The following is a 13,936-nucleotide window of genomic DNA, read 5'->3' on the forward strand; positions in this document are numbered from 1 at the left end:
TTTAGGTCTGATTATGTTGAATAAAGTCATGTTCTTTTTGCCGAGCTTGGGCGGTGGCGGTGCAGAACGTACAGTCATTCAACTCGCCAACAGCTTTGCAGAACAAGGTCTGAATATTCATTTGGGTGTGTGTGATGTCACAGGTGATAAAGCCAAACTTTTGCCTGAAGTCAGCCCGAAAATTCAATTGGTGAATTTTAATTGCGGTCGAGTGATGAATAGCATCAACCCCTTAAAAATAAAGCTGAAAGCTGAGCACTATGATTGCTTGGTGGCAACGCAAACCCATACCAATATTGTGGCGGGTATTGCCAAAAAACTGGCAGGCGTTCAAACCGCATTGATCTTCCGCGAAGTATCGACGCCATCTAAAAATATGAAGTTGCAAGGTGTTGCTAAATTTGTTTTAAAAACTTTGGTGAATTGGACTTATCCCATGGCACAGCAAGTAGTCTGTGTCTCTAAAGGCGTAGAAACAGATTTTCGTGAATACTACAGCTATAAGAAAAATAACCTCAGTACCATTTATAACCCTGTACTAGATGATGCCTATTTTGAAAAGCTCAAAGCGCCTGTCACGCATCGCTTTTTTGATGGTCACAATAAAGTGATTTTGGCAGTAGGGCGTCTGACTGAAGCGAAAAACTTTGGCTTTTTGATCCGTTCATTTAAAGCTTTACACGATCAGCATTCTGAAACACGTCTGATCATTTTGGGGGAAGGGGAATTGCGCGCTGAATTTGAAGCTTTGGTATCGGACTTGGGCTTAAAAGATGTCGTAGATTTACCGGGCTTTGATTCAAACCCGTATGCCTATTTTAAATATGCGTCGCTATTTGTTTTAAGTTCAAATTGGGAAGGTCTACCGGGGGTGCTGATTCAGGCACTTGCGTCTAAAGTGAAGGTGGTCAGTACCAATTGTCCAAGTGGACCAATGGAAATTTTGGACCATGCAAAATTTGGCTTATTGGTCGAATGCAATGATCAAGCAGGCTTGACGCAAGCCATGCAACAGGCAATTTTTGCCGATTATGTACATTATTCAGAAGCTGATTTTGAAGCGCATATTCAGCAATTCCACAAAGCAACGGTATTAAAGCAGTACTTAAACATGATGGAGTCTGCAACATGAGCAAACCGTTGATGGTGCATGTGATCACCAACTTTGCAGGGGTGGGCGGTGCAGAAATGATGTTGGTACGTCTGATTCAATATACTGAAAACCAATATCAGCATGTGATCATCAGTTTGATGAAAACATCGAGCGTGTATCAAAGCACTTTGGAGCGTTGTACATCACACCATGCTTTAGGTTGGAATGGCATCAATACCCTGAGTGCTATTCAAAAACTACGTAAATTGCTGAAGCAGTTACAACCTCAAACCGTGCAATGCTGGATGTACCATGCCAATGCCTTAACCAGTTTGAGTGTCATTGGCTTAGCAAAAAAACCAAAAGTCGTGTGGGGCATTCATCACTCGCTTGCTTCTCCGAAAGATGAATCCATCAGCACCAAGATTGCTTTAGGTTTAAGTAAAATCTTATCGAAACAGCCGAATAGCATTATTTATTGTGCGCATTCTTCATTAGAACAACACCAAGCATTTGGCTTTCAAAACCCAAATAGCCAAGTGATCGCCAATGGGGTATTTCTTGATAAATTTCAGCCGAACCCTGAATTGCATCAGCCAACCGTGATTGGTTTTGCAGGGCGCTATCATACTGCTAAAGGCTATCCCTATTTATTTGAAACCATGGGCTTACTGAAAGATGAGAACATCATCTTTAAAATTGCAGGGAGCGGGGCGAGTTTCGAGAATGTGGACGTCAAAGCCTTATTTGAACAGTATCAATTAGATGTCGAAAAGGTACATCTACTGGATCAAATTTCAGATATGCCTGCGTTCTATCAATCGATTGATGCATTTCTTATGACGTCAATTACTGAAGGTTTTCCGAATGTCTTGGTGGAAGCGATGGCATCAGGGTTACCGTGTATCAGTACTGATGTTGGCGATGCTAAATACATTGTGCAAGACTTAGGCGCAATTGTGCCGCCACGAAATGCACACGCTTTGGCAGAGGCAATTTTGGCGTATGTGCAAAAACCAGAAGCAGAAAAACACGTTTTAAAACAAGCAACGCGTGAACGAGTTGAACAGAATTTCAGTATCGAAACCGTCAGCGGTCAATATATGCAGGTGTGGAGCCAACAGGCATGAAGTTTTTAATGATATGTAGTTATTTGCCCTCTGCACTGAACTTCCGTGGCAAGTTATTAGAAGCGATTGCAAATCAAGGCTATGAGATTCACATCATGGCGCCTGAGTTTGCAAGCTTCCCTGAAGAACAACAGAAAATGGAAGCTCTTGGCTATCATTTACATGATATTCCAATGCAACGCACCGGCACTAATCCTGTTGCAGACTTAAAATTACTTAAAAACCTGTATCAGCAAATCCGTCAAATTCAGCCTGACTATGTGCTGTCTTATACCATTAAGCCAGTCATTTATGGCATGCTCGCATCATGGTTGGCAAAAGTCCCACATCGCTTTGCTTTAATTACCGGTTTAGGTTATGCCTTCCAAAATGTCGAATCGGGTAAACGCAGTCTGTTTCAAAAAATGGTGCATGGTTTATATGCACAAGCCTTGAAACATAGCGATAAAGTCTTTTTCCAAAATCCTGATGATTTGAAGTTATTCCAAGACATGCATTTGCTTGAAGCTGAAAAACCGACGGTGGTGGTGAATGGCTCAGGGGTGAATGTGCAAGACTTTGATGTATTGCCCTTACCGCAAAATGATGCGGGCGTAGTCAAAGCCTCATTCTTACTGATTGCACGTTTGCTCGGTGATAAAGGCGTACGTGAATATGCCGAAGCCGCACGGATCATCAAAGCAAAACACCCAGCAACTGAGTTTCATTTGGTCGGTTGGATTGATGATAATCCCTCAGCCATTGCCCAAGCAGAACTTGATGAATGGATTGCCGATGGTCGCCTCAACTATTGGGGTAAACTGAGTGACGTGCGTCCTGCAATTGCAGAAAGCTCGGTCTATGTATTGCCGTCGTATCGTGAAGGTACGCCACGTACCGTGTTAGAAGCGATGGCGATGGGACGTGCGATTATTACCACTGATGCACCAGGTTGTCGTGAAACTGTTCAACATGGGCAAAATGGTTATTTGGTCGGGGTGAAATCAGTCGATGATTTGGTGCAAAGCATGCAGTACTTTATTGAAGATCCAAAATTGATTGAATATATGGGACAGCGTTCACGTGAAATCGCGCTGAATAAATACGATGTACATCAGGTTAATGCACACATGATGGCTGAAATGGGAATGTTGCGATGATTAAACGTATTTTAGATATTGCAATTGCATCGACCGCTTTAATTCTGCTGTCGCCTGTGTATTTTATTGTGGCGCATAAGGTAAAAAAGAATTTAGGTTCGCCTGTTTTATTCCGTCAGGTGCGTCCGGGTCTGCATGGCAAACCGTTTGAAATGGTGAAGTTTCGCACCATGAAAGATGCGCTCGATGCGCAGGGTAATCCTTTACCTGACAGTGAGCGTTTGACGCCATTTGGAAAAATGCTCCGTGCCACCAGTTTGGATGAAATGCCTGAACTGTGGAATGTGATTAAAGGCGATATGAGTATTGTCGGACCACGACCATTATTGATGGAATACTTACCGCTCTATAATCGTGAGCAGGCCAAGCGTCATAACGTGCGTCCGGGCATTACAGGTCATGCTCAAGTGAATGGGCGTAATGCCATTTCATGGGAAAAAAAGTTTGAACTCGATACTTGGTATGTGGAAAATCAGTCCTTATGGCTCGATTTTAAAATCATGCTAAAAACCGTGAAAAAAGTGATTGCCAAGGATGATATCAGTGCCGAAGGCGAAGCCACCATGACAAAATTTACCGGCACACCGGAACAAAAATAATGACCACACTCTATGCGATTTATGGGGCTTCAGGTTGTGGGCGTAGCCTGATGCCTGTCGCGCGTCAGCAATTGGTACGTCAAGGTGATGCGTCTGAAATTATCTTTATCGATGATGCTTTAACAGACATTGCTTCGGTCAATGGTCATCGCGCCATGAATTACCAAGCTTTTTTAAATGAATTTGCATCGACAAAATACGTGCAAATTGCGATTGCCAATAGTCGTGTGCGTGAAAAAATCGCTCAGCGTTTAGAAGCGGATGGCATTCAGCTTTGGTCGATCACTGCGGACCATGTGGTTTTAATGGATCAAATTGAACTCGCTGAAGGTTCTGCTTTAAGTCCTTTTGTCAGCATTGGCTCCAATGTCAAAATCGGCAAGTGTTTTCATGCCAATTTATACAGTTATGTCGAGCATGATTGTGTGATTGGGGATTTCGTTACTTTCGCACCAGGCGTAAAATGCAACGGCAATATTCATATACACGCGCATGCCTATATTGGCGCGGGTGCGATGATTAAGCAGGGCACACCTGATCAGCCTTTAGTGATTGGTGTAGGTGCAATTGTGGGTATGGGTGCTGTCGTGACCAAAAGTGTACCCGCAGGCGTCACCGTGGTCGGTAATCCCGCCCGAATTGTGACTTCAAAATAGATTTTTAAACTCGATTTTTAGACTGGGAAAATTCCATGTTAAACAGTGCATTTGAGCCTTGGCCAAGCTTTACCCAAGCAGAAGCCGATGCGGTGTCAAAAGTCCTATTATCCAATAAAGTGAATTATTGGACAGGTCAGGAATGCCGTGAATTCGAAAAGGAATTTGCACAGTTTGCAGGAACTCAGCATGCGGTTGCCGTTGCCAATGGTACAGTGGCACTCGATTTAGCCCTTAAAGCTTTGGGTATTGGTGCAGGTGATGACGTGATTGTCACCTCACGGACTTTCTTAGCGTCAGCAAGTTCAATTGTCACCGCAGGTGCCAATCCGATTTTTGCCGATGTGGAGCTGGATTCACAAAATATTTCACGCCGTACCATTGAAGCAGTTCTCACCCCAAATACCAAAGCCATTATTTGTGTGCATTTGGCAGGGTGGATGTGTGATATGGATCCGATCATGCAATTGGCTGAGGAAAAAGGCATTTTTGTAATTGAAGACTGTGCCCAAGCACATGGCGCGATGTACAAAGGTAAATCGGCAGGTTCAATTGGTCATATTGGGGCATGGTCATTCTGCCAAGATAAGATTATGACTACAGGCGGTGAAGGCGGGATGGTCACCACCAATGATGAAGGTCTTTGGAAAACAATGTGGTCGTATAAAGATCACGGCAAAAACTTTGATAGCGTCTATAACAAACAACATCCACCGGGCTTCCGTTGGTTGCATGATTCATTTGGCACCAACTGGCGCATGATGGAAATGCAAGCCGTGATTGGTCGTCTGCAACTCAAACAAATGTCTGAATGGACGGCAAAACGTAATGCCAATATGGCACGTATCCAAGCCGTATTTGAAAGTAGCCCTTATTTTACCGTAGCGAAACCGTCAAACGATTATGTACATGCCGCTTATAAATGCTATGTGCAAGTCAAGGTTGATGCTTTGCCAGAAGGCTGGTCACGTGACCGCATCATGGCGGAAATTTCATCTCAAGCTGTTCCATGCTTTAGCGGTTCATGCTCAGAAGTGTATTTAGAAAAAGCCTTTGATGGCACAGCATGGCGTCCAAAACAATCATTGCCACAAGCAAAACAACTCGGTGAAAGCAGTTTGATGTTCTTGGTACATCCAACATTGTCGGATGCCAGCATGCAAAAAACCGTGGATGTCATTACGCAAGTCATCGCAAAAATCTAAACCTGAAAAGCGCGTATAATATTAGGCGCGAATATTCCCTTGACCTGATTCGAGCACGTTGTGAAAGACATTATCCGATCTATAGCATCACTACCGCGTCGCCAAAAGCAAATTGTTTTGGTGCTGATGGATATCTGTGTTTTACCATTAATGATGTGGCTGGCTTATGCCATTCGTTTGGCGCGTCCGAATGTACAGGTCATGCAAGGCTTAGACGCTTGGTATATCTATGTCGGTATTTTTGGCATTGCTATTTTTGCTTTACTTGGGATTTACCGCGCAATTGTCCGTTCTTTTAATGAAGACTATTTGTTGCGAATTTTAATCGGAACATTTATTCAAATTGTGGCGCTGTACACGATTAAAAAACTGAATGTTGCTTTTATTCCTATGAGTATTCCACTGATGTATGGCTTTATGCTGTTTTCATATATGTGGTGGAGCCGTGCAGTCATTCGTTATGCAACATTAAAAACCTTTGCCAAAAAACAAAGCCGTAAGCGCGTGGCAATTTATGGTGCAGGCTTAGCAGGTCAGCAAATTGCAGCAGCCTTAAACCGTTCAGATGACTATTTACCTGTTTGTTTTATTGATGATAAACGCTCTTTAAAAGGACAGTCATTAAGTGGTTTAAAGATTTATTCACCCAAAAAAGCACAAACTAAATTGGGTAAATTTGGTATTGAAGAAGTCTTACTTGCGATGCCTTCGGTCGGACGTGCACGAAAAAAAGAGATTATTGAATCTTTTGATTCGGCTGATGTCAAAATTATGGAGTTGCCTGGGGTAACCCAGTTGGTCGATGGGCAAGTCCAAGTCTCTGATATTCGTGAAGTGGATATTATTGATTTGCTTGGGCGCGATCCTGTACCGCCTAAAGCTGAATTGTTAGAAAAAAACATTAAAAATAAAGTGGTCATGGTGACAGGGGCAGGGGGGTCGATCGGCTCTGAGTTATGCCGTCAGATCGTGAAGCATCAGCCGAAATTGCTGGTGCTGTTTGAAATGTCTGAATTTGCTTTGTATTCGATTGACCGTGAATTGCAGGCATCTGATATACACATTATTCCAGTCTTAGGTTCTGTCACCAATCAGTCAAAACTGGAACGTATATTGCAACAGTATGCGGTACAAACGGTGTATCACGCGGCAGCTTATAAGCATGTGCCGCTTGTGGAGGCAAATCCATTTGAAGGTATTTACAATACCTCAATTGGCACACAGCGCAGTGTAGATGCTGCGGTGAATCAAAATGTTGAAACTTTTGTTTTAATTTCAACGGATAAAGCGGTACGTCCAACCAATGTGATGGGTGCTTCTAAACGTATGGCAGAGCTGTATTGTCAGGGTTTAGCATCGACAAATCCAAAGACTCAAATCAGTATTGTACGCTTTGGTAATGTGCTGGGTTCATCAGGTTCTGTGGTGCCATTGTTTAAAAAGCAAATTGCACAAGGCGGACCTGTCACGGTGACACATCCTGAAGTAACGCGTTACTTTATGACTATTCCAGAGGCTGCACAGCTGGTGATTCAAGCAGGGGCAATGGGTACTGGTGGTGATGTGTTTTTATTAGATATGGGCGAGCCTGTTAAAATTGTAGACTTAGCCAAACAAATGATTCGCTTGAGTGGTTTTAAGCCTGTAGATGAAAAAGGGCTTGGGGATATTAAGATTGAATTTACAGGGCTAAGACCAGGTGAAAAACTATATGAAGAATTATTAATTGATGCAGAAAATGTTGAAAAGACAGGGCATGAGCGGATTTTAAAGTCTTTTGAGAAATATTTTAATTTAAATGAAATGGTTACAGTATTCTCTGCACTTCTATTGAACAGTGAAAAAAATAATGACTTAGAAATGAAAGAAATTTTAAAAAAATATGTAGAAGGGTTTCGATAAAGATTGGTTTAGTTGTGAATGAACAAAAACGATTAATTTAAATGATAGTAACTAAAAGCAAGACAATAGGCCTAATAGATATTATACTGGGCGCCTATTTTTGTACTTGTTTTAATAGGTAGAATATAAATTTGCATGAATGCTAAATGCTGAATGCTCATTGATTAGAGTGTTTTAAATTATGGGGATTTTTTCCAAAAAAATAGCATCTAACTCACTGTGGATGATGTTTGAAAAGTTTATTGGTATATTTGGTCTTATTTTTGTGATGTCTTATGTTGCAAAATATATAGGTCCAAATAACTTTGGAAAGATTGCCTTAGTAACAACTATATTTACTTTTGTACAAAGTTTTGTGTGGTTTGGAAATCAAGAAATTTTATTTAAGCGCGTTAGTAAAAATTCATATTCTGGTTTAAAATACTTGCATGCTACACAAAAATTAAGAAGTATCATTTTTTTGATTATTTCGTTGCCTGTATTAATAGTTCTTTATATATTTTCAGATATGTTAACAGTTGTATTTGGTATTGCAACGGCATTATCAAGTTATTTTTTAACACAAGATATCTATAATATTTACAATAATGCAACCTTAAATTCTTATATTAATGCAGTATCAAATACTTTGGGGTTAATTTTTGCATTGTTAATTCGTTATATTCTGGTAATCAATGACTGCGCTTACGAATATTTAGCTATTCCAATTGTTGTTGTGACACTCGTTCCTTATTTACTTAAGAGTTTCATTTTTAATAAAGAATATAAAGTTCAAATAAAATCGAATAATCAATATAAAAAGTACTATTTTTTTGCAGGTAGTGCATTACTTTTGTCGAGTTTGTCGATAGCTTTTTATACTCAAATTACTAGTTTTTTATTAGGTACTTTGCAGTCAACAAAAGCACTTGGGATTTATGCTGCTGCATTACCTTTAGGTATTTCATGGTCTTTTGTAAATTTGGCCATTATTACCTCTGTGTTAAGTAGTATTTATAGTGAGAAAGATGCGTTTAAATCATATAAAATGGTATTTCAACTAAATTTAGTTGTTATTCTCATTTCTTTAGGGGTCGCATGTGTACTGTATATACTGGGTCCATATGTAATTGAATGGCTTTATGGATCAGCCTATAAGGAAGCACAGGAGTTGTTAGTTGTATTATGTTTTGCAGCGATGTTTTCAGGTTTAGGCACTATTGCAGCACGTTTGCTGATTAAAGAGGAAAGCTATAGCTATATTTCACGTAAAATGTTAGTTGTTGCTGTTCTATCTTTTCCAATCGCATGGCTTTGTATTTATTATGGCGGTGCGAAAGGTGCGGCATATAGTATGATGTTGATTGAATTTCTTTCTGCTACCCTATTCAATTATTTTTATAAAAATGGCTTAATTTTTAAGATACATTTCTTCCCATTATTTAAAAAGCATTTAAATTTAACAAATAAGATTCAGAGTACTTCAGATGTATAAAATTACAGTCGTAGGCACAGGTTATGTCGGTTTATCTAATGCAATGATGTTTGCTAATCTGCATCAGGTGATTGCATTAGATATAGATCCACGCAGGGTAGACTTACTGAAAAATGGAATCTCTCCAATTCAGGATGAATATATTGAAAAATATTTAACTGACGTTACTCATTTTGAAGTAACACTTGATCAGGAGATTGCTTATAAGGCTAGAGATTTTATCATTATTGCGACACCGACCAATTATGATGAAGAAACTAATTACTTTGATACTTCCTCTATTGAACAAGTAATTAAAGATTTAGATACATTACAGTCAAAAGCAACGATTATTATTAAATCAACTATTCCAGTAGGTTTTACTCAAAATATTCGCATCCAATACCCAGATTTAAATATCGTCTTTTCACCAGAGTTTTTACGAGAAGGTAAAGCGCTATACGATAATTTATATCCTTCACGAATAGTGATTGGTGATCGTTCAGAAACAGGGCGTAAGGTTGGGGAGCTTTTTCAGCAGGCGGCATTAAAAGATGATGTTGATGTTTTATTGATGGAGTCAACAGAAGCAGAAGCAGTAAAACTGTTTTCTAATACCTACTTAGCAATGCGTGTAGCTTATTTTAATGAATTAGATACTTATTGTGAATTACGTGGATTAAACAGTAAAGATATTATTGAAGCTGTAGGTTTGGACCCTCGAATAGGTAGCCACTATAATAATCCATCATTTGGTTATGGTGGTTATTGCTTACCTAAAGATACCAAACAGTTATTAGCCAATTATCAAGCTGTGCCACAAAATTTAATTGGTGCAATTATTCAGTCCAATACCACTCGTAAAGACTTTATTGCGCAACAAATTATACAGTTAAAGCCACGAGTGGTTGGAATCTATCGTTTAGTGATGAAACAAGGCTCGGATAACTTTAGAGAATCTGCGATTCAAGGTATTATGAAGCGAATTAAAGCCAAAGGTATTGATGTAATTGTCTATGAGCCGAATTTGTCTGAAGAGCGGTTTTATAATTCTGAAGTAGTAAATGATTTTTCTGTTTTTAAAAAACGTGCAGATGTGATTATTGCGAATCGGGCTGTAAATGAATTAAGTGATGTACTCGATAAAGTGTATACACGTGATTTGTTTGGTGAGAATTAAGGACTTCTTATGAAAAAAGATGTGATAATACTTCATGATGTCGATGGTAAGATTTATTTTGATGCGGTTAAATTTCTTAAAGAGAGAAATGAAATTGAAAATTTATCATATTATGAAACTTCGGTTTTTAAGAGATTATTAAAAGCTATTCTAAAAAGAAATAATATTAGACAGGAATTTTTTCGATCAATTAAAAATTTTATTTTTAGATTTAAAATATTTTTTATTAAAGATAAGGTGATAATTTTTGGAAGTGCACCTTACGATTATAGAGTTATATTTTATAGCATTCTTTGTTTTAGAAACAAAGTATATTACCATACATCTTGGCCATATTGGTGGGGGAATAGTGTTCCACATATAAAACTTCTAAATAGAATAGTTTTTAAGCCATTATATTCCTTAATTTTAAATAATAAAAACTATAAATATATATGTTTGAGTAAGCCAGTGGCTGATAGCTTTAAAGAGGGGATTTTAGAAGATAAAAGAAATAAAATTTCAATTATTCCTCATAGTGTAAATTTAGAAAAATTTTCTGTTAGTGCGCCAAAAGATATATCAGAAAAAATAAATGTATTATATGTTGGACGTATGATACCTGAAAAAGGAATCATGGAAATTTGTGATTTAATACATAGATTAGATGAGAATAAATATGAAGTTACTTTTGTCGGAGGAGGTGAGCTTGAGAATTATGTATTAAATGAAATGAAAGGAAAAAAAAATTTTAATTACTTAGGGTATATATCTAATAAAGATGATGTAGCAAAAATTTTTAAAAATAGTCATGTTTTGTTACTTCCATCTAAAAAAATTAATGGATGGGAAGAGTTGTTTGGCTTGGTTATTATTGAGGCAATGGCAAGTGGGCTACTCGTATTAGCTTCAGACCATATTGGCCCAAAAAGTGTAATTAAAAATAATGTAAATGGAATTATAATCAAAGAAGAAAATGCAGTTGATGAAATTTATAATATTTTAATGAATGTTGATTGTAAGGAAATTAATATTATAAGACTTAACGCTATAAAAAGCGTTAATAATTATAGTATTAAAAATGTTGCACAAAGTTGGAAAGAGGTTTTGGAAATATGAATTTGTCAATTGATGGATATGAGGAATATTTTGGTTTTACGCCTTTATTTATTTTCCCATCTAAAATTGTAGGTGGTCATGAATTAATGACGATTAATATTATAAAAGATTTAATGGATTTAAATATAAACGTAAATGTGGCTTGCGATTTAAAAAATTCTAATTTAATAAAAATTTTAAACGAAATGAAAATAAGTTATTTCGTATTACCTTGCTCACAACCCCATATTGAAATTATTCAAACTTTTTTTAATATTTATAGAAAAATAGTCTTAAATAATTTTTTAAAAAAAATAAATTGGAATTCATATAGTAAAATAATTTTAGTGCAGGGTGATATAGAGATTGGTGGTTCAATTTTAAACTATTTGTACGAAAAAAAAATTAAATTTTCTTCATATATTCCTTATGCACATTCAGCATATATTATGGATAAAAAATTTTCATTTATTCGTGACCTTCTTTCAAAGATATCTTATTCAAGAGTTTTTGAATTTATTACAATAAATAATGATTGTGCTGAGAAATTAAAGTGTATTAATGGGGAATCTGAAATATTTCTTATTAAGAATAAAGTTAGAAATATTGAGTTATATAAGGAGATGAGAAAATCTTATTTGAATGAAAGGTCTGATGATAAAATAAATATTTTTTTAATTGGAAGGATTTATTTTCGTCAAAAAGGGCAAGATATTTTTGTTGAGGCATTAAGCCAAGCAAATATCGATTTTTCTAAGGTTGTTGTTCATATTATTGGCAATGGCCCAGATGAAGAAAAATTAAAAAAATTATTTAAGTTAAAGTGTCCACATGTGAAAGTAACTTTTTATGGTTGGTTATCAGAGCCATGGGACATAGCATTTAAGTGTGATTTTTTAGTAATGCCTTCTAGATTTGAGGGAGTTCCTTTGGTCATGTTAGAAGCAATAGAGTTAGGTATTTTTGTATTAGCTAGCAATAGAGACGGAATGAAAGATTATATTGATAGTAATTGTCTTTTTTCAAGTACTTCTGATTTTGTGGAGCTAATAAATAGAGAAATTAAATGAAACTGAATTTTTTTACATTAATATTTTTTATGTATTTAATATCAATCTTTTTTGCTATTTTTGATGGTGTTCGTGGTGGATTAACTCAAAGTTACTTTCCTTTCTCTTTTTTAAGAGATTTTTTTATAATACTGCCAGCTATTTTGATATTTCTTTTAAAGAAAATAAAACTTAATAGGGAAATGATATTCTTTTATATTATTTTAATTTTTATTGCGCTGTATACATTTATTATAAGCATTTTGTTTTATCCAGATCATATGTATATTCAAGATATGAGAGGAGCTAATACTGCTAAACCTTTATTTTATTCATATGGTGAAGGTATTGGGCGATGGATGAAATTTTTTAGTATGCTTTGTTTGGTTTATACCGCAAATTATCTTTTTCAAGAAAAGAAAGATTTTTCTTTAAATATTATTTTAAAGGCAATAGTTGTATTTAGCTTAATTTATAGTTTATTGACTATTGTTTTATTTTTTTTCATCCCTAATTTGTATGAGATTTTAGGTAATAAGTGGTATGGTCGTATAAGTATAGGTTATCCTACGTTAGATGTTTGTTTTTTAAATTTGTCATTGATTATTTTAAGATATTTAGATATTTCTAAAGTATATAAGGCTTTTTGTTTTATTATTTTGGTTATAGCTATTTTGTTTCAAAATACAACTACAGGCTTTGCACTGTTGTTTTTAACATTTTTAATATATTTCTACTCATCAAAATATATATTTAAAATTTTATCTTTGCTAGTTTTTTCTTTTATTTTTGGAGTTTTAAGTTACATATATATTAACTACAATGATTTTGATATTGTTGGTGAGTTAATTTATAGGAAAGGGAATGCTATATTTTTTGGTAATATTTCTGATGATCCATCATATTTTATTCGAATGGAACAAGTAAACTATATGCTTAAATTCTTGAAATCAGATCCATTCTATTTTTTATTTGGCTTTGGTGGAATTGGTTCTGAAGCAACCGAAGTTAATATATATTCTATTATGGGATTTTCTGGTTTGATTGGTTTGTTGGGGTATTTGATTATCTCTTTATACTTTTTATTAAAATCTTTTATTTATCGTAATAGTATTCTATTTTTTTTGATTCTTGCATATTGGATAGCAAGTATGTCGTTGAATCCAATATATCTTTACTTTTTGTATTTTATTTATTCTTTAATTATAGCTTATGGTTTTTATGTTGAAAAATCATTTAAAATGGATAAATTAAATAATGTGTAAATTTGTATTTATCCTATTTAAATAATGGATTCTTATATTAAATAGTTATCATTCATCAAAAAATATGTCTTTTCTGATTATTTGTGACGAAAATTTTAAACATTCAGATATAGGTGGTGAATTAAATGCATCGATTCAAAAAAGGTTCCTGTGGAATACAGCTTAAATGATATATAGGTATCTCTTGG

At 36.0% G+C, this 13,936-nt stretch carries 12 protein-coding genes; all 12 read left to right on the forward strand.

Annotated features, from left to right (window positions below; translation table 11 throughout):
* The first annotated feature begins 13 nt into the window (after positions 1–13).
* The 12 genes from DYI81_RS12520 (at position 14) to DYI81_RS12575 (ending at position 13,748) form a co-directional block, all read left to right on the forward strand.
* Positions 14–1,132, forward strand: a complete 1,119-nt coding sequence (locus DYI81_RS12520; protein ID WP_117007693.1) for a glycosyltransferase — start codon at positions 14–16, stop codon at positions 1,130–1,132.
* On the forward strand, positions 1,129–2,223 hold the full coding sequence (locus DYI81_RS12525) for a glycosyltransferase (RefSeq protein WP_117007694.1): 1,095 nt from the start codon (positions 1,129–1,131) through the stop codon (positions 2,221–2,223). Before DYI81_RS12520 ends, DYI81_RS12525 begins: the two co-directional genes overlap by 4 nt.
* On the forward strand, positions 2,220–3,362 hold the full coding sequence (locus DYI81_RS12530) for a glycosyltransferase family 4 protein (protein ID WP_117007695.1): 1,143 nt from the start codon (positions 2,220–2,222) through the stop codon (positions 3,360–3,362). Before DYI81_RS12525 ends, DYI81_RS12530 begins: the two co-directional genes overlap by 4 nt.
* A complete protein-coding gene (locus DYI81_RS12535) occupies positions 3,359–3,961 on the forward strand; it encodes a sugar transferase (RefSeq protein ID WP_117007696.1) in 603 nt (200 codons plus the stop codon). Before DYI81_RS12530 ends, DYI81_RS12535 begins: the two co-directional genes overlap by 4 nt.
* On the forward strand, positions 3,958–4,617 hold the full coding sequence (locus DYI81_RS12540) for a NeuD/PglB/VioB family sugar acetyltransferase (RefSeq protein WP_171356360.1): 660 nt from the start codon (positions 3,958–3,960) through the stop codon (positions 4,615–4,617). Before DYI81_RS12535 ends, DYI81_RS12540 begins: the two co-directional genes overlap by 4 nt.
* A 35-nt stretch (positions 4,618–4,652) precedes the next feature.
* A complete protein-coding gene (locus DYI81_RS12545; protein WP_117007698.1) occupies positions 4,653–5,822 on the forward strand; it encodes a DegT/DnrJ/EryC1/StrS aminotransferase family protein in 1,170 nt (389 codons plus the stop codon).
* A 60-nt stretch (positions 5,823–5,882) separates the two neighbouring features.
* On the forward strand, positions 5,883–7,724 hold the full coding sequence (locus DYI81_RS12550) for a nucleoside-diphosphate sugar epimerase/dehydratase (RefSeq protein WP_117007699.1): 1,842 nt from the start codon (positions 5,883–5,885) through the stop codon (positions 7,722–7,724).
* 181 nt (positions 7,725–7,905) lie between these two features.
* Entirely contained in the window at positions 7,906–9,198 is a 1,293-nt protein-coding gene (locus DYI81_RS12555; RefSeq protein ID WP_117007700.1) for an oligosaccharide flippase family protein, read from the forward strand.
* On the forward strand, positions 9,191–10,357 hold the full coding sequence (locus DYI81_RS12560; RefSeq protein WP_117007701.1) for a nucleotide sugar dehydrogenase: 1,167 nt from the start codon (positions 9,191–9,193) through the stop codon (positions 10,355–10,357). Before DYI81_RS12555 ends, DYI81_RS12560 begins: the two co-directional genes overlap by 8 nt.
* Before the next feature lie 9 nt (positions 10,358–10,366).
* Positions 10,367–11,455, forward strand: coding sequence for a glycosyltransferase family 4 protein (locus DYI81_RS12565; RefSeq protein WP_117007702.1), 1,089 nt, complete (start codon positions 10,367–10,369; stop codon positions 11,453–11,455).
* Entirely contained in the window at positions 11,452–12,504 is a 1,053-nt protein-coding gene (locus tag DYI81_RS12570; protein WP_117007703.1) for a glycosyltransferase, read from the forward strand. Before DYI81_RS12565 ends, DYI81_RS12570 begins: the two co-directional genes overlap by 4 nt.
* The gene (locus tag DYI81_RS12575) at positions 12,501–13,748 is read left to right on the forward strand and encodes a hypothetical protein (protein WP_117007704.1); all 1,248 of its coding nucleotides are present in this window, start codon (positions 12,501–12,503) and stop codon (positions 13,746–13,748) included. The genes DYI81_RS12570 and DYI81_RS12575 overlap by 4 nt, the downstream gene beginning before the upstream one ends.
* The last annotated feature ends 188 nt before the right edge of the window (positions 13,749–13,936 follow it).

The organism is Acinetobacter sp. SWAC5 (genome assembly GCF_003419885.1).
Taxonomy (GTDB): Bacteria; Pseudomonadota; Gammaproteobacteria; order Pseudomonadales; family Moraxellaceae; genus Acinetobacter; species Acinetobacter cumulans.